The 17,468-nt window shown below is 57.2% G+C and carries 15 protein-coding genes and 1 other RNA gene; 4 read left to right on the top strand and 12 right to left on the bottom strand.

What is annotated here, in order from left to right; translation table 11 throughout:
• Window positions 1-114 precede the first annotated feature (114 nt).
• Window positions 115-783 carry a sulfite exporter TauE/SafE family protein gene (locus tag GQF02_RS12885; protein ID WP_160797688.1) on the top strand — a complete coding sequence of 223 codons (669 nt, stop codon included), beginning with the start codon at window positions 115-117 and terminating at the stop codon, window positions 781-783.
• Here the strand turns inward: GQF02_RS12885 and GQF02_RS12880 are convergent.
• The 7 genes from GQF02_RS12880 to GQF02_RS12855 form a co-directional block, all read right to left on the bottom strand.
• Window positions 776-1,657 carry a metal ABC transporter substrate-binding protein gene (locus GQF02_RS12880; protein ID WP_160797686.1) on the bottom strand — a complete coding sequence of 294 codons (882 nt, stop codon included), beginning with the start codon at window positions 1,655-1,657 and terminating at the stop codon, window positions 776-778. The two genes, GQF02_RS12885 and GQF02_RS12880, sit on opposite strands and share 8 nt — an antisense overlap.
• Window positions 1,658-1,660: 3 nt before the next feature.
• Window positions 1,661-2,542 (bottom strand): metal ABC transporter permease, encoded by an 882-nt coding sequence (locus GQF02_RS12875; RefSeq protein WP_124734022.1) that lies wholly within the window; start codon window positions 2,540-2,542, stop codon window positions 1,661-1,663.
• Window positions 2,539-3,282 carry a metal ABC transporter ATP-binding protein gene (locus GQF02_RS12870; protein WP_160797684.1) on the bottom strand — a complete coding sequence of 248 codons (744 nt, stop codon included), beginning with the start codon at window positions 3,280-3,282 and terminating at the stop codon, window positions 2,539-2,541. Before GQF02_RS12870 ends, GQF02_RS12875 begins: the two co-directional genes overlap by 4 nt.
• A complete protein-coding gene (locus GQF02_RS15845; protein ID WP_220789469.1) occupies window positions 3,279-3,422 on the bottom strand; it encodes a hypothetical protein in 144 nt (47 codons plus the stop codon). The genes GQF02_RS12870 and GQF02_RS15845 overlap by 4 nt, the downstream gene beginning before the upstream one ends.
• Entirely contained in the window at window positions 3,422-4,354 is a 933-nt protein-coding gene (locus tag GQF02_RS12865) for a CobW family GTP-binding protein (RefSeq protein WP_220789471.1), read from the bottom strand. The genes GQF02_RS15845 and GQF02_RS12865 overlap by 1 nt, the downstream gene beginning before the upstream one ends.
• Entirely contained in the window at window positions 4,342-4,776 is a 435-nt protein-coding gene (locus tag GQF02_RS12860; protein ID WP_124734025.1) for a transcriptional repressor, read from the bottom strand. The genes GQF02_RS12865 and GQF02_RS12860 overlap by 13 nt, the downstream gene beginning before the upstream one ends.
• 87 nt (window positions 4,777-4,863) lie before the next feature.
• A complete protein-coding gene (locus GQF02_RS12855) occupies window positions 4,864-7,056 on the bottom strand; it encodes a patatin-like phospholipase family protein (RefSeq protein ID WP_160797680.1) in 2,193 nt (730 codons plus the stop codon).
• Window positions 7,057-7,152: 96 nt separating this feature from the next.
• On the opposite strand from GQF02_RS12855, the gene GQF02_RS12850 reads away from it, so the two are divergent.
• Window positions 7,153-8,661: a PilZ domain-containing protein gene (locus GQF02_RS12850; RefSeq protein ID WP_160797678.1), complete on the top strand. Its 1,509-nt coding sequence runs from the start codon at window positions 7,153-7,155 to the stop codon at window positions 8,659-8,661.
• Window positions 8,662-8,754: 93 nt separating this feature from the next.
• Here GQF02_RS12850 and GQF02_RS12845 read toward each other — a convergent pair whose 3' ends face one another.
• The 4 genes from GQF02_RS12845 to GQF02_RS12830 form a co-directional block, all read right to left on the bottom strand.
• On the bottom strand, window positions 8,755-9,957 hold the full coding sequence (locus tag GQF02_RS12845; protein ID WP_124734028.1) for an acetyl-CoA C-acyltransferase: 1,203 nt from the start codon (window positions 9,955-9,957) through the stop codon (window positions 8,755-8,757).
• A 163-nt stretch (window positions 9,958-10,120) separates the two neighbouring features.
• Window positions 10,121-12,496, bottom strand: coding sequence for a 3-hydroxyacyl-CoA dehydrogenase/enoyl-CoA hydratase family protein (locus tag GQF02_RS12840; protein WP_160797676.1), 2,376 nt, complete (start codon window positions 12,494-12,496; stop codon window positions 10,121-10,123).
• 133 nt (window positions 12,497-12,629) lie between these two features.
• Window positions 12,630-14,051: an OmpP1/FadL family transporter gene (locus tag GQF02_RS12835; RefSeq protein ID WP_160797674.1), complete on the bottom strand. Its 1,422-nt coding sequence runs from the start codon at window positions 14,049-14,051 to the stop codon at window positions 12,630-12,632.
• Between the two features lie 499 nt (window positions 14,052-14,550).
• A complete protein-coding gene (locus GQF02_RS12830; RefSeq protein ID WP_160797672.1) occupies window positions 14,551-15,933 on the bottom strand; it encodes a sodium-dependent transporter in 1,383 nt (460 codons plus the stop codon).
• A 243-nt stretch (window positions 15,934-16,176) separates the two neighbouring features.
• Between GQF02_RS12830 and ffs the strand changes: the two genes are divergently transcribed.
• Both ffs and GQF02_RS12820 read left to right on the top strand, forming a co-directional pair.
• Window positions 16,177-16,275: signal recognition particle sRNA small type (gene ffs / locus GQF02_RS12825), an RNA gene on the top strand.
• Between the two features lie 244 nt (window positions 16,276-16,519).
• Window positions 16,520-16,852, top strand: a complete 333-nt coding sequence (locus GQF02_RS12820; RefSeq protein ID WP_124734032.1) for a helix-turn-helix domain-containing protein — start codon at window positions 16,520-16,522, stop codon at window positions 16,850-16,852.
• A 122-nt stretch (window positions 16,853-16,974) separates the two neighbouring features.
• Here GQF02_RS12820 and GQF02_RS12815 read toward each other — a convergent pair whose 3' ends face one another.
• Entirely contained in the window at window positions 16,975-17,427 is a 453-nt protein-coding gene (locus GQF02_RS12815) for a universal stress protein (protein ID WP_124734033.1), read from the bottom strand.
• Between the last annotated feature and the right edge of the window lie 41 nt (window positions 17,428-17,468).

Here is a 17,468-nt window from a genome sequence, read left to right as displayed (position 1 = left end):
GTGCGTACAATTCGACACTGGCATGACACAGATAGATAACTCATGCTTTATAGACAAGCATCAGCCGTATATCTAAGCAGAGCCTGTTAAAATCTGAATTTTTTACAGGCCACCATGCTGGAAACCAGTCTGTTTTCTCTTTTTGTTGCAGGTTTGCTCGGCGGGGGGCATTGCCTGGGCATGTGCGGCGGCATTGTGACTGCGCTGTCACCACAACACGCCAAGCATCAAGCCAACTGGCTGCTTCTCGCCGGCTACAACACCGGCCGCATCGCCAGCTATGTCCTGATCGGTACATTAGCCGGTGGCATCAGCGGTTTTGCCTTGTCCGGCGGACATCTGGCAAAGGTGCAACTGCTACTTTATATTGCGGCCAATCTGATCCTGATCCTGATGGGCTTATATCTGGCGGGCCTGTCCGGTTTATTGAGCCGCATAGAGGCGATTGGTCGCCCGCTATGGCGTCGCCTGCAACCGCTGTCACGGCGGCTGTTGCCGATCAGGACGCTGCCACAAGCACTGGCTATCGGCGCGCTCTGGGGCTGGCTACCTTGCGGCCTGGTGTATAGCGCCAGCCTGTCGGCACTGGCTAGCGCAAGCGCCAGCCATGGCGCCCTGCTGATGCTGGCCTTTGCACTGGGCACTTTGCCTAATTTGCTGCTGATGGGGGTGTTTGCCACGCGGCTTAAACAGCTACTGCAGCAACGCTATGTCCGGCGGGGAGCCGGTCTGCTGGTTACGCTGACCGGCATCATCCCCTTGTTACGCCTGGCGCTTATTTAAGCGCAGAAACAATAGCCGAAACATTATGGCGGAACAGCGCAAGATAGCTGTCCGCCGGGCCGCCCGAGGGAGACAAGGCATCCGAATACAGCTTGCCACCGACCTTGACGCCAGCTTCACGCGAGAGCTGATCCATCAGGCGCTGGCTGGCCATATTTTCGGCAAATACTGCACGTATCTTGTCCTGTCTCACCTGGCGCACCAACCGGGCCACCGATTTGGCCGAAGCCTCGGCATCGGTACTGACCCCTTGAGGTGCCAGAAAGCTGATCTGGTAACGCGCCCCCAGATAGGCAAAAGCATTGTGCGAACTCAATACCTTGCGCTGTGCTAGCGGTATGGTGGAAAACTGCTGAACAGCCCATGCATCCATCGCCTTGACCTTGGCCGAGTAAGCCGCCGCACGCTGGCGATAGATATCGCGACCTGCAGGATCGGCCTTCGTCAAACCCGCCTCGATATTATGGATGTAGTTTTGCACCCGTACCGGATCATGCCAGGCATGAGGATCAATAGCACCATGACCATGATCGTGATCATCACTCGCCACTTTAAGCGCTGAAACACCAGACGCCGCCGAAACGACGACCCCCTTAAAATTGGCAGCGCGTGTCAGGCGCCCCATCCAGCCTTCGTAACCCAAACCATTGACCACAAAAACCTTAGCCTCACCCACGCGCTTGACGTCGGCCGGCTTAGGTTGAAATACATGCGCATCCTGATCAGGTCCAACCAGCGACACGACCTCAATCCGGTCGCCACCGATTTCACGGGTCATGTCGGCAATAATGCTAAAACTGGTGACAACAGGCATTTTGGCCCAGGCAGAAAGCGGGAAAGCTGCCATCAGCAGCAACATGGCTACTTTTTTCATATTTTACTCTTCAAAATGCCGGGCACGGATGTAGCGCGGCAGCGCGCCGCCTTGTGACCCGAACAACAAGGAAACCAGATAAAACAAGCCGGCCAGCAGGATGATGGAAGGACCGGACGGCAGCTCCACATGATAAGACAGCAACAGCCCGCCAAAACCGGAAAGCATGGCCACGCTCACCGACCAGAGCAGCATGCCGCCAACACTTTGCGCCCACAAGCGCGCAGTAATCGCCGGCAGCATCATCAGCCCCACCGCCATCAAGGTTCCCAGCGCCTGAAAACCGGCAACCAGATTCAGTACGACCAGCAGCAAAAATAACTGGTGCCACCATTGCCCGCCACCTCGCACAGCCGACAAAAAAACCGGATCCAGACACTCCAGCAACAGCGGACGCCAGATAATCGCCAGCATGGTCAAGGTTACGGAGGCCACGCCAGCAACCAGCAGCAAGGCCATATCATCTACCGCAAGAACCGAGCCGAACAGGATATGCATCAGATCGACATTGCTGCCACTCACGGAAACCAGCAACACACCGGCAGCAAGTGACAAGAGGTAAAACGCGGCAAAGCTCGCGTCTTCCTTGACCGAGGTGTAGCGCGTCGCCAGCCCCGCCAATATGGCAACCAGCACACCCGCCACAAAGCCGCCCAGACTCATCGCCGGCAAGGACAGGCCAGCCAGCATAAAGCCGATGGCCGCCCCTGGCAGCACGGCATGACTCATGGCATCGCCCATCAGGCTCATGCGCCGCATGACCAGCAATAGTCCGATAGGCGCCGAGCCCAGCGCCAGCGCGATACAGGCCACCAGCGCGCGGCGCATAAAGCTGAACTCGATAAAGGGCGCAAAAGCAAAATCATAAATAGTCTGCCAGATCATGCGGCCTCCTCATCGGTGTGACACACCGGCGCCTTGTCGTGCCAGCTGGCGGTGCGGTCGACTGCACGGCGCAAATTGGCATCGGTCAACACCGTTTCGGTCGTACCCCAGGCGATGACTTCACGCCCCATCAGCAAGGTATACGGGAAATAGGCGCGCACCTGCTCATAGTCGTGCAGCACGGCAATCACCGTTCTGCCCTCCTCTTTCCATTGCCGCACCAGCTCCAGCAAATCAAAGGTCGTCTTGGCATCCACCGCGTTAAAAGGCTCGTCCAGCAGAATCAGGCGCGCGTCCTGCACCAGGATGCGCGCAAACAGGACGCGCTGGAATTGCCCGCTGGACAAGGCACTGATGGGGCGAGCGGCAAAACCGGTGAGTCCCACCTGCTCGAGCGCATGGGCCACACGCGCCAAACCAGTCCGCCCCATGCGGCCAAAAGCACCAGACTCGTGCCATAAACCAGTCGCGACCAGATCGGTCACAGACACCGGCAAGGAGCGGTCTATTTCCGACTGCTGTGGCAAATAGGCGATGTCCCGCACCGCCAGACCCGATAGCTCAACCGACCCCGCATCCGGCTTGAGCGCACCCATCATCGCCTTAAGCAGCGTGCTTTTACCCGCGCCATTCGGCCCAAAAATCGCCGTCGCGTCACCCAGGGCAAACTCGCCCGATGCGTGATGTACTGCAGGGTGGCGCTGATAGGAAACCGTCAGGTTTTTGAGGGCTATTTTCATGAATTCGTCCCCAGCGCCCAGGCCACCAAGCCCCACAGGATAATCAGCAAGACGGCCACACCCAGCAAACGGTCCAGTGCCGACATCGTGATCAGGCTAAGGCGCAGGCGGCGCGGTTTTTCGTGCGAATGCGCATGCATCAGACTGACTCCAGACAGGCATTGAGCGCCGACTCGAGTGCTGCTGCATCTATTCCAGGCGCGATCACTTCAAAGCGGCTGTCACGCCGCCAGGCAACCTGTGCCGCCCCCCACTGCCCTTCGCTCCAGTTCAGCCACACCCAGCTGCCCAGAACGCGAAATACCCCTTTGGCCCGCACAAGGCCGGGCACGAGGCGAGGCAGATCATCGAACAGGCGGGTCAGACGCTCGCCGTCAAAGTCTCGCTCAGGTGGGAAGGTCCAGCCCTGAGACTGCCAACCACCATCGGTCCCTTTGGCCAGCGCCGGGCGATAGCGCGGCTTGGCCGCGGGCATCAGGCTCAGCCAGGCCGGATCTGCCGCACCTTGTGCAACCTCAGCTACCAGCATTTTGGCCGGGAACAATGCCGCAGCCTTATCGCGGAATGTGCCCAGCGTCGCGCTGTCGCACAAATCCAGCTTGGTCGCCAGCAACACATCGGCAATGGCAACCTGATCGCGATAGAGCGGCTGCAAGGCGTAATCGGGGTTCACAAACTGGCGCGGATCCACCAGGGTCAGCACCGCGCCGATTTCCAGCGCATCGCCCAAGGGCTTGGCGCGCAATTCGTCGATCACGCTGGCGGCGTGGGCAAGGCCGCTGGCTTCGATAATCAGCCGGTCAGGGCGTTCGCGACGCAGCAAAGTGGCAACGGTCACGGTCATTTGCGGCCCCGCCACACAACACAGGCAACCGCCGGCAATTTCGGCCACCGGCACCTCGCCATCGGAGAGCACGGCGCCATCGATACCGATTTCGCCGAATTCGTTGACGATAATGGCCCAGCGCTCGTGTGCCGGCTTGTGTGCGATCAGGTGTCGCAATACGGTCGTCTTGCCGACGCCGAGAAAGCCGCTGAGCAGATTGACTATGGTTTTTTTCATGGCTGGCAATGTTTGCAACTGCCGGTCAGTACCAGACTTTGCGCACGCGGCACAAAACCGGCACGGGCCGTTGTTTGGGAAAGAGACTGAAAAGTCGCGTCGGCATCGAGTTCTTCGACCCCGCCACACTGTTCGCAGGCCAGAATCAGGGCTTGATGGCTGCACTCGAAATGGTGGCAGACAATATAACCGTTCAAGGCATCAACACGATGCAACATGCCGTACTGAGCCAGATAGTCCAGTGCGCGGTAGACGGTAGGGGGCGCAGCCGCGCCGCGGTCGCGCTGTAAATCGGCCAGCACCTGATACGCCTTGACCACGCCGGGGTAGCCCAGCACCAGCTCTAGCACCTGGCGCCTGAGTTCGGTCAGCTTGCCGCCATTGGCGGCACAAAGCCGCTCTGCCGCTTGCAGATAATGTTGCGTATCCATCGCACGCCATCCCCGGCCATTTTCAAGATCGCGGATGTTACTGTATAACATTACCTGATGGCAAGGCTAAGCAGGGCATGCTCCCGATCAATAATCCGCCCCCAGATAGAAATAGCCAATCAAGCGCCCGCCTTCACCATAACCGGCACCGACAAACAAAGGACCAATCAGGGAGTCGGCACCGATAAACACCGAGCCTGCAGGCAGCCAGCTACTGCGCTTCTCTTGCCACAGTCCGCCCCATACCCGCCCAGCCTCAAGCGAGCCGCCCAGATATACCCCGGTACCCAGCGCCGAGGGCAAGGAAGCCACACGCCAGTAGCCCATCACCCTAGCCAGGGCCGCGCGCTGGCCTAGCAACTCATCCTTCTGGTAGCCGGACAAATTAAGGAAACCGCCCAAGGGCGCAATATAGCGGCCCTCGTCAGTGCCTCCATTAAACTTGCCGGTCAGGCGCAAGGTCAGGTCCTGCGCGGTGGTGGTGACATAATCAAAACTGCCGTCGAAAGTGACGAGTTGGTCAAAGGCCGGGTCCGTCCAGGCCTCGATGGCTTTTTGCACCTTCAGCTGCATGGCGTAGCCCTTGCGCGGCCAGCGTGGATTATCGAACTGGTCAATGGTGAGCGAGGACTCGATGCCGCCGATATGGTAGCGGGTGTCGGACAACAAGGCTGGATCGCCAACCTTGACGGCTGAGTCGAGGTCGCCCCGAAACAGTCCCAGTCGCCACTCGCCATACTTGCCCAGCGCAAGCCCGCCTGCCAGGCCTATCTGGCGCTCGCGCAGATTAAAATCGGCCAGCCGTTTATGCGAGCCGTCATACAGCGAATATATATCGTCACGCACAAAAGCCCGCGCCGAAACAAAAAAGGGCGATGTAGCCGTCAGGGGCTGATAAAACTCGCTGCCCAAATACAGATTCTCGCCAACGCGCGCCTCGTTAAACCAGGTGCCGCCCGCCGTATTCATCCATACACGGCGCTGGCTGGCCAGCAAGGCAAACGTGGCATCCCCATCGCTCGCCCCCTCCAGGCTCAGGCCAAAACGTAGCGTATTGGGGCCACTATTGCGCTCGACCGGCATGACCGCAGCGACATTGCGCCCGTCGACATGCTGCAAGGTATAAGAGAGGCTGTCGTAATCCCCCTCGGCAAACACCGATTGCAACCGGTCGAGAAAATCTTTCTGTGGCACCTCGCCCGCTGGAATGGCCAGCTTTTCCTGCAAGGCCTGCCGGTTGACCGTACTGGTTTCCTTGAGCTGTACCTCGTTGATATGTGGTGCCGCCTTACGTTTTAAACTGGCACGCCAGGCCTGATAATCCTGATCCGAGCGAGAGAAACGGGACAATAATGCCGCATGCTCACGCACCGCCTGACGCCCGGTTTCCGCAATAGCCATGCTGTCGGAAAACGCGGTGGCAGAAGTGCTCCCCAGCTTGGGCTGCAACAACACATCATCCGGACCAAGCAAGGCCAATTGCTCGCGCACATTGCGATTGACACCCAAGTTGATACTTTGGCTCAAGACATCCAGCCAGCTCTCGATATCCTTGCTTTTCTTCAGGGGCTCTCCCACATCAATGGCAATCACCACATCGGCACAACGCCCCTTGATATCGGACACCGGCAGGTTGCGCGCCAGCATCCCATCGACCAGAACACGGCCATCGACATTAACTGCGTCAAACACACCGGGCACCGCCATACTGGCGCGTAGCGCCGTAGACAGATCGCCTTTGTCAAATACCACGGCGTCCCCGGTTTCCAGATCGGTGGCTAATGCCCGAAACGGGATGGGGAGCTCATCAAAGCTGCCAGCTGCCGCATCGCGGGTCAGGTAGCGTATATAAAGATCTATGGACTGAGAATTGATGGCGCCGCGCGGCAGGCGCAACTTGCCATCGGCTACGCCTAGCGTCAGATCAAGATAGTTGCGGGTGTCTTCACGCTTGCGGATATAAGGTACATCGGCGCGGGGCGGCTTGCCCGATGTCAATAGATCCCAGTCTGTTCTGGCAAAGGTCTCTGCAAGCTGCGACAATGGCACACCACTTGCATAGATACCGCCAATCAGCGAGCCCGCACTGGTGCCCGCGATGCAACTGATGGGGATTTTCAGTTTTTCCAGTTCCTGTAGCGCACCAAGGTGGGCAAAACCACGTGCTCCGCCGCCGCCCAGAACGACACCAATACGGGGTGGTGTCGACAAATTGGCCAGAGCAGGATGGGCGGTAATCACGAAGAAAATAGAAGTGAGTAATATCCGACACAGTTTCATTGGGCTTCTTGGTACTGGTTTTACATTTTCACTGGCATAGCTGAAAAATTAAAATTATGAAAATTAAACAATACAACGCAGCGGGTACAGCGCGACATGTTTGATCTTAAAGCTTTTATCGGCTCGGTGATGGGGCGTAACGGATCGCAGCATGCGAGCGCCGCAACGGTTACCCAACTGGCGCAGAACCTGCCCGAAGCCGAATTTCACAGTGCTTTCATTGATATCATCAAGGCGATCAGCCGCCTCAACAGCGATATGGATGTGCCGCTCAAAGAGCGCTTGCAGGCCTTGCTTTATGTCGACGAAGCATCCTACACATTCCATGAAAAAATATGCGCTGAATTGCTGGACAATAATGCCAGATCGCAATCCTACCTGCCCAGTATTCTGTCTTACTGGAGTGAGCTGTCCAACGGATACCAGCTATGTATCCGCCAGTTCCAGCGCAGCAAAAACACCCCGCTAGACGACATCAAACTGGCCACCTTGCGCGCCCTGCATCACCAACTGGGGCTGGTGAAATGGAGCGCCTTGCGCTACCTCACCGCCGATGCCTCGATCTGGCAACAGGCTTATCACATTTATGCGTTTACTGAAGCACAGCATTTTCAGCGTGAAATGCTGCGTATCTATCCTAAACACGAAGCATCCTCCGCCGAAGGCCTGCTGATTGCCGCTGCCATGCTGCATCTGGCCCAAACCGACAATCTGCTACCTCAGGAAATAGAAGGGGTCAGCCACCTGCTGATGGGCATGGTGCGTGATGTCAAGCTACAGGAGGAGCCTGCTGCGAGCGAGTTTCAATACGTATTGAACCTGAATCAAGCACAGGCCCCACAACTATTACGTCGCGGCACAATTGGCAAGGGTTGCCGCTATTGGTCCGGTGAGTCTGTCCTTAACCGTCTGGCCGACCTGATGCTGGCATTTGACCAGCAGACACCGGAAAACCTGACCCGTGCCCTGCCGGCACTGGACCGCCAGGCATGGCAGAACCTGCTGGACAAACTGGCCACCCGCTGGTCACAGGATGGCGGCAAATCCATGCGCCGCCACGAACGTACCATTACATTCGCCAACAGTCTAGTCGAAGTCGGGCTGGAACGTATTGCCTTGGCCATCAAGCTCAGCCGCAGCAGCGAAGAGCGGGGCGACAACTGGAAAGTGAACGACATCAGCGATACCGGCATGGGGCTGGTCTATCTGGGCCGTAATGTGGACGGCCTTAAGCTTGGACGCCTGATCTGGGTCTCGACGGAAAGCCAGAACAGCACATTGGGCGTTATCCGCCGCATCCAGCGCTTGTCCGAGGGCGGAACCAAAGTCGGCGTGGAAGTCATTGCCTACAGTCCGCTGGTGGTCGGCCTGTCGGAAACGCATACCGACACGACCAACCCGCTGGCTGCACTTTACGTGACTCAGGCCAATGCCAAGTGCGGGGAGCGCATGCTGCTGATACCACAACGGCTGGCCGAAGCCGGGCGCACACTGATCTTTTCCGCCAATGCCAAAGCCTATCAAATCCGTATCAAGGCATGCCTGGCAAAGCTGGAAGAAACCGCACAAGTCGATTTCGAAACACTGGAACGCGTCAATACCTGACAAAAGCGTTTGCCCACAAACAAAAACGCCAGTCTCAAAGACTGGCGTTTTCCATTTCCGGCCAGCATGCCACCTGGCCGGTTTACATAGGCATTACAGGATTTCCAGAATCCCTGCCGCACCCATGCCGGTACCGATACACATGGTCACCATGCCGTAACCTTTTTCGCCACGATTACGCATGCCATGCACCAGCGTAGCGGTACGGATCGCTCCGGTAGCGCCCAGCGGGTGACCCAAAGCAATGGCGCCACCATTCGGGTTGACCAGATTCAAATCCAGCTCCAGATCACGAGCCACCGCCAGCGCCTGGGCGGCAAAGGCTTCGTTCAGCTCCATCCACTTGATGTCGGACTGGCTGATGCCGGCCTGACGCAAGGCAAGCGGGATCGCTTCTTTCGGGCCAATCCCCATGATTTCCGGCGGCACGCCCTTGACTGCAAAAGTCACATAACGCGCCAGTGGTACCAGATTGAACATCTTGAGGATCTTTTCCGATACCAGAATCACGGCAGCGGCACCGTCCGACATCTGCGAACTATTGCCTGCCGTCACCGAACCCTTGGCGTCGAACACGGTGCGCAGCTTGGCCAGGCCTTCCATCGTGGTTTCGCGACGCGGGCCTTCGTCGTTTTCCAGCAGTTTCTTGCGGATCACGACTTCGCCGGTTTCCAGGTTCGGCGTGCGGTAGATGGCTTCCAGCGGGCTGATTTCCGCCTTGAACGCGCCCGAGTCGATCGCGGCAATGGCACGGCGGTTGGATTCGACCGCGAATGCATCCTGGTCTTCGCGCGAGATGCCCCACTGCTGGGCGACTTTCTCGGCAGTCAGGCCCATGCCGTAGGCAATGGCCAGGTTTTCATCCTTGGCGAAGATTTCAGGGTTAAGCGATACCTTGTTGCCCATCATAGGCACCATGGACATCGACTCCGAACCCGAAGCGATGCAGATATCGGCTTCGCCCAGACGGATGCGGTCAGCTGCCATCTGCACGGCGTTGATGCCGGACGAGCAGTAGCGGTTGATGGTGATGCCGCCAACCGTTTCCGGCAGGCCGGCAAGCAAGGCGCCGATACGCGCCATGTTCAGGCCCTGCTCGGCTTCCGGGAAGGCGCAGCCGGTCACCACATCCGAAATCAGAGATGGATCAAGGTTAGGCACTTGAGCCATCGCGCTACGGATCACATGCGCCAGCATGTCGTCCGGACGCACATTGCGCATCATGCCGCGCGGTGCCTTGCCTACCGGCGTACGGGTCGTCGCAACGATGTAAGCTTCTTGAACTTGTTTGGTCATCTTCTTTTACTCCACTTCGGGAATGGGGCGCCGGCAGCGGGTCGTGCTACACCCGGCTGGCAGGCCATCACCCACACCCGATTGACTCCATAGTCGTCTATTGAGGGAAAGCAACAGGGCGAAAGGCAAACGTGTGCCTCGCACCCCATGACACCCTGCCCTATCAGTTACGCAGCGGCTTGCCGGTGGTCAGCATATTGGCGATACGCGCCTGGCTCTTCGGGTTTTGCAGCAAGGTGATGAATGCCTTGCGCTCCAGCGTCAGGATCCATTGCTCGTCCACCAGCGTACCTTGCTCGACATCACCACCGCACATCACATCGGCAACCAGACCGGAGATATAGTAGTCATGCTCGGAGATAAAGCGGCCCGCCAGCATATTCACCAGCTGACCCTTGATCGAAGCGGCACCGGCGCGCCCCGCTACCGGGAAGCCCTTGACCTTGAGCGGCGGACGGTAGCCGGCATTAGCCATGGCCAGCGCTTCGCTCTTGGCGACGCACAACAGCTCATAAGCGTTGAACACCACCACATCGGACTTTTTCAGGAAGCCCATTTCCTGCGCTTCAACCGCGCTGGTGGCGACCTTGGCCATGGCCACCGTCATGAAGTAGTCTTTGAGTGCGGCCAGAATGTCGCCACGCGCTTCTTGCGATGCACGCAGGGCAAACTCCTTGCAACCACCACCGGCCGGCAGCAAGCCAACGCCCACCTCAACCAGACCGATATAGCTTTCCAGATGCGCAACGACGCGGTCGGCGTGCAGCACGAACTCACAGCCGCCACCAAAGGCGTAACCCTGCGTAGCTGCCACCACCGGAATCTGGCTGTACTTCAGACGCATCGACATGGCCTGGAAGCGGCAAACAGCCGTATCGATCGCTTCCCAGTCGCCAGTCATGAAGGCCGGCATCATTGATGCGAGGTCAGCCCCCACCGAGAACGGCTCTTCGGTCTGCCAGATCACCAGACCCTTGAAGCGGGACTCGGCGATATCAAGCGCGGTGTTCAGCCCTTCCAGCACGTCCGGACCAATGGCATGTGCCTTGGACTTGAACGACACCACCAGTACGTCATCACCGGTGGTGAAGGCACGCACGCCGGCGTTTTCAAATACGGTTTCACCCAGAGGGGCGCTGGTTTCGCCCAGCACTTTGGCCGGTGCCAGCTGACGCTGGTAAACGTCCAGCGTCGAGCGGCCAATCAGCTTGCCGCTGGCTGCATCGAACGAGCCGGCATCAAAATGTACGCCCGCACGATCTTCTTCCAGCACCCAGGCTGGCAGCGCGGCAGAAGACAAGCCCTTGCCGGCGGCGATGTCTTCGGCGATCCAGCCGGCCACTTGCTGCCAGCCGGCCGATTGCCAGGTCTCGAACGGGCCGGTAGACCAGCCAAAGCCCCAGCGGATGGCGAAATCGACGTCGCGCGCGCAGTTGGCGATACCGCCCAGATGGAAGCCGATATAGTGGAATACGTCGCGGAAGCATGCCCACAGGAACTGAGCCTGCGGATGGCTGCTCTCGCGCAGTTTCTTGAATTTTTCTGCCGGGTTGGCAATCTTGAGGATGTCCTTGACCGCATCGTCACCCTTCTGGCCGCCGGCCACATAGGCGCCGCTTGCCGGGTCGAACACGGTCATCATCTTGCCGTCTTTTTTGTAGATACCGGCACGGGTCTTGGCACCCAGCGCACCGGCAGCGATCAGCTTTTGCAGCCACTCAGGCGACTTGAAGTAAGCGTGCCACGGGTCTTCCGGCAACGTGTCGTCCATGGTCTTGACCACATGGGCGAAGGTGTCCAGACCCACTACATCGGCAGTACGGAAGGTCGCGGATTTCGGACGCCCCAGGCGCGGACCGGTCAGATCGTCGACCACATCAAAGCGGATGCCGAATTTTTCGGCGTTGGCGATGGTCGCCAGCATCGAGAACACGCCAATACGGTTAGCCACAAAGTTAGGTGTATCTTTGGCGCGAATCACGCCCTTGCCCAGGGTGGTGACCAGGAAGCGCTCAAGATTGTCGAGCATGGCGACGTCGCTGGTGACGCACGGGATGATTTCCACCAGATGCATATAGCGCGGTGGATTGAAGAAGTGCACGCCGCAGAAACGCGGGCGCACCGAATCAGGACAAGCTTCGGCCAGCTTGTTGATCGACAGGCCGGAAGTATTGGTGGCGAAAATGGTCTGCTCGCCAAGGAACGGTGCCACCTTGTGATACAGGTCGGCTTTCCAGTCAGCGCGCTCGGCGATCGCTTCGATCACCACATCGCAATCCTTCAACAGGTGCAGATGGTCTTCGTAATTGGCAGGGGTAATGTACTGAATGGCTTCCTTGCTGGAAACCGGCGACGGCTTGAGCTTTTTCAAGCCTTCGAGCGCCTTGAGTACGATACCGTTCTTATCGCCTTCTTTTGCCGGCAGATCGAACAATACCGTCGGGACCTTGGCATTCACAAGATGGGCGGCGATCTGCGCACCCATCACGCCTGCGCCGAGCACGGCGACCTTGCGTACGATGAATTTGGATTGAGACATGGTTTCCTCGTTGGTTGAAACACACAATCATCAGGTGCGCGCATCATGCGCCACCTTGTTTTCATAGGGGCAGGCACCGGCCAACCGGCCACCCGCCCCGAGAACTCACGCTCCCAAACCCATCAAAGGGCGATCAGAAGCGGTAGTTGTACTGCACGCCCAGCAAGTTGGCGTAGGCCTTGTAGTCGGCGGAGCCCTTGGTGTAGCTGGATACGCAATTCACCGTACCAGCCGTACCCGGAGCGGTACCACCGCAGTAGCCGTTGACCTTGGCCGAACCATCGCGAATCTTGATGAAGCTGTAAGCAGCATCAATCGAAGACTGCTTGTTCAGCTTGTAATTACCGCCGAACGAGAACCAGATACGGTCATTATCCGGCATGGTTGCCAGGCGCTTGTCTTCCGATGGGACCGGCGACTTATCGTATGCGATACCGCCACGCAGTTGCAGCGGCTCACTGTACTGGTAGGAAGCACCCAAGGCCAGCTTGTAGGTATTCTTCCACGACGGGCTCAGGATGGTCTTGTTTGTTGGGCCCAACGGACCCGGCTTGTTGTTGCCATAGACGACTTCAGCACGATCAAATTGCGAGTGACGCGTCCAGGTCAGGTCAGCAAAACCGGTCCACTGCGGATCGTACTTGTACAGCCCATGAAGGGAAAGCGACTCGGGGGTCTTGATGTCGACCTTAGCCGACTCATCAGCTGCATAACCAGCAGTTCGCAGGAATGCTGCCAAGGCGGCAGGAGTTGCAATCGTTGCTCCGTTCGCCAGCTTAATCTGACTCGGCAGAGTCCACTTTGCACTACCTTCCAGAGAGTGCTTGATTGATGAGCGATAGTTCAAGCCAACGGTTGCTTGATCATTGATATCCCACAACCATGCCAAATTAAAACCAAACCCCCAATCATCGCCTTCTACTTCGGAATAGCCATCAGCACCACCGTTGTTAGGCCCACCAAGGTTGGCTGGCAGTCGCGCACCAAAGTTTGCATATTGACGCAGTTTGGCCTCTGCATGCTGGGCAATCACGCCGACAGCGACCGAATGCTGCTCGTTGAGCTTGAACGCGATGGTCGGGTTGAAGTCGATGGTGGTCAGTTCGGTCGCATTCAGGTTGTAACGCAGAACAGAATCACGGTCATAAGATGTTTTGGAAGCAAATGGAACGTAAACACCGAGACCGGCGGTGATCTTGTCGTTAAGCTGGTGCGTCAGATAGAAGTGTGGAACAGCAATCACGTCGTCGGTAATTTTGCCACTGCTGCTACCAGCAATGGCTGCAGGCGAACCACTCGCATAGGAGCCCTTTGCATTTTCATACTTCACGCTCGGTGCCACCAGATTCAGTGCGCCGGAGAAATTGGTGCCTTGCAGCTTGGTCATGCCAGCAGCGTTATAGAAGATGGTCGATGCATCGGACGCTTCGGCAGCGCTGGCGTTGGCCGTCGACTGCGAGCTAACCGACTGGGTACCGAAGTGGTAGCCGGAAGCATGCACGGTGGAAACGGCGCCGATGAGCATCACGGACAGGCTGAGGTGTTTGAGCTTCATTATGTGTCCCTCTTATGCTTTGCAGCTTTAATGTTGTTTGCCTATTTGAACTGCAAATTGCAGTCATCCGAGATACTACCAGAGCCCTAGAGTATTTCCACCACTTTTTAGATTGATCGTTCTAAACGGTCGTTTGAATGACCGACACGCGAACTGTAGCGCATTTTATACAGTGTGAATACCCCCTGAACGCGGGTAAAACCAAGGTTTCAGCAGATTTTTTGCTGTGTAGCATTCCTGCTACGCAAGCCGCACCACACGCCGACCGTTCAGCCTGATTTTTCACAGCAAACGCCGGCCATCACGACCGGAACACCAGCTTATTTTCTATCTGCCCGCCCTTGTAACAAGAGGCTATGAATCCACCAGGCATGCTATATAAGCAAAACAAAACAAATCCGCTTTTACCATTAAACACAGGCAGCAAGGTCTCCGCTCAGCCCAAAGAAAATGCCCGCGCAAGCGCGGGCATCAATCAAAGCGAGAGCAGGCTAGATAATCAGAACACACCCAGACCGCTCAACATCACCAGCAGCACCAGCAAAGGTGTGACGTAGCGGATGACAAAGAACAGGGCACGCAGCAAGCCCTCGTTCTGCAATTGGCCATGGTTGCTCAGCGCATCGCGCATACGGTCAAAACCCCATACCCAGCCCACAAACAGGCACAAGGCAATACCGCCAGCCGGCATGATCAGTTTGGAGCTCACTTCGTCAAACAGATCAAACATATTCAGGCCAAACAGTTTGAAGTCTGCCAGCAGGCTGCCGGACAGTGCGCAGGTCGAACCGATTGCCGCCAGCAGCAACAGGGTAAACAGCACCGCACGCGGCCGGCTGACACCAAAGCGCCCAACCATGACCGATACCGGCACCTCCAGAATGGACAGCATGGCACCGGTCGCGGCGATAGCCGTCAAAACGAAAAACAGCACCATAAACACATGACCGAACGGCATGCTGGCAAACACGGCAGGGATGGTAATAAACACCAGCGAAGGACCGGCGGCAGGCTCGAAGCCGAACGAGAACACGGCAGGGAAAATGGCAATACCGGCCAGCATGGAGACAAACAGGTCAGCGCCCATCACGCGCAAGGTGGTCAGCGGGATATTCTGGTCATCCTTGAAGTAGCTGCCATAGGTAATCATGGTACCCATACCGATAGACAGCTTAAAGAAAGCCAGACCCATTGCCGTCAGCACCACACCAGCGGTGATTTTGGAGAAGTCCGGCGTAAACAGGAAACTCAAGCCTTGGGCGGCACCTGGCAACATCAGGCTGCGCACACCCAGCACAATCAGCAACAGGAACAAAACCGGCATCAGCTTTTTGGTGACGGCTTCAATCCCCTTGGACACCCCCAGCAGCAAAATACCGCCAATAAACAGCAATACCCCCCATTGCCATAACAGCGACTGGACCGGATCAGCCACCAAAGCAGCAAAAGCGGCCGATGTCACGGCGGGGTCACTGGACAGGATGCTGCCCCCCATGGCCTTAAATACATAGGCAAACACCCATGCTGCCACTTCCGAATAAAACGACATGATCAGAAAGGCGGCCAATACGCCGAATGCGCCGATCAGCCACCATGGCTGCCCGGCTGGCGCCAGTATTTTCAGGCTGGACACCGCATCACGCTTGGCCGCTCGCCCCAGCATGATTTCCGAGATCATAACCGGCAGGCCAACCAGCAAGGTCGCCAGCAAATAAACCAGCAGGAAGCTCGCACCACCGTTAGCACCGGTCAGATAAGGAAACTTCCAGATATTACCCAAACCCACCGCCGAGCCCAGCGTGGCAGCCAATACACCGAAGCTGGAGGTAAAACCGTCCCGGGCCAGCTTGGCACTACTCGTTGTTGTGTTCTGTTGCGTCATGATCGCTCTTGTCGTTGATCCAAATATAAACATGCCGACTTTTGCCCGGCACGCCGTCCCTTCTATTGTGCTTGAGCACGCAGATGGCGTAAACGCATGACACGTCATTGCGAGCACACCACCTCCCCTAACCAGCACAAGCTAGGATAAAAAGATAGCAACAAAGCGCAGGCTAGCATGAAGACATCGACGAGGCTTGCCTTGGCGGCGAATTACCGCTATAGTCCGCCCCGTAGTTTCTATGGCGGGCCTCCCCGCATTGCACGGTAGTGAACCTGGTCAGGTCCGGAAGGAAGCAGCCACAGCTATTTAGTGCAAGTGCCGGGGGTCGGGCTCGCCACCCCTCCTCTTGTTTTCCCCAGATACACCCCCAATTCTTTCGTCATGGCGACAGACGCATTTCCATTTGCGACACATTCAGCATATACCGCTGTACTTCTGTATTAGCTGGCGCTAAAATAAGACTTATACGATATAAAAACAAATCCACCTGCATTTGACTTGGTGGAATGTAGTTTTTTGCTATGGTACAGGGTGTGCAACGCCCATAACGATAATTACCTTTTCATAAGCTGAGGAAATCACCATGAAACTCTTCGAAAAAATCGCCAACCCACGCGAAATCCGCCGCAAGCTCGGCCTGAACCAGCAGGAATTCTGGAGCCGTATCGGCGTCACCCAGTCCGGCGGCTCCCGCTACGAAAGCGGCCGCAATATGCCTAAGCCTGTGCGCGAACTGCTGCGTCTGGTTCATATCGAACAGATTGATCTTGCCAAGGTCAAGCGCGAAGACTTCGAGATCGTCGAGTACTTGAAAGAGACCCATCCCGACCTGTACAAGAGCCTGCGCAAGGCTGTACGCGCTCGTATTGAAGCACTGGAAGGCGAAGGCGGCGATGCTGCAGCTGCCCATAGCTGATATTTAAAGCAAAGAAGCCGAACCAAGCGTGTTGTTTCATGGTGAAACAGGTTCGGCTTTTCCTGCGCTACCGTCATGACGGCTCTGCCGGCCATAGCGGTAGCACACAACATCAAGTCCTGTTATTCCTGCTCGCTGTTTCGCACCAAGAGTACCGGCACATCCGCCAGCTTAAGCAGGCCCTCGGCAACACTCCCCATCAGGATATGCATCAACCCGCTGTAACCGTGGGTACCCATCACAATCAAATCCGCCCCCCACTCGCCCGCATCATCCATCAGTACTGACGAAATCTTGTCGCCCCAGCTTTCCAGTATCTGCGTTTCGGCCACCACACCCAGCCCTGCGGCCAGGCTTTCCGACTGCGCCAACACCTGGGAACCAGCCTGCTTGATTGACTGCTGCAACTCGCTGGCATCCAGAAACTCGGTACCGCCCCAGCCAAACTGTGCCAGATCAACCACATGCACCAGTCTGACAGCTGCCGACATTTCCTTCGCCAAGCGGCAAGCCTCATTCAAGGCCAGGTTGGACGTCTGGCTATCATCAACCGGGACATAGATACGTTTGTACATGCTGTTCTCCGTACGGGGTTTGTCATGTTATGAGCCTAGTC

Source organism: Craterilacuibacter sinensis (assembly GCF_009831765.1).
GTDB classification, from domain to species: domain Bacteria; phylum Pseudomonadota; class Gammaproteobacteria; order Burkholderiales; family Chromobacteriaceae; genus Craterilacuibacter; species Craterilacuibacter sinensis.
The sequence above is the reverse complement of the archived record's forward strand: the minus strand, read 5'-3'. Positions and strand labels throughout refer to the sequence as shown.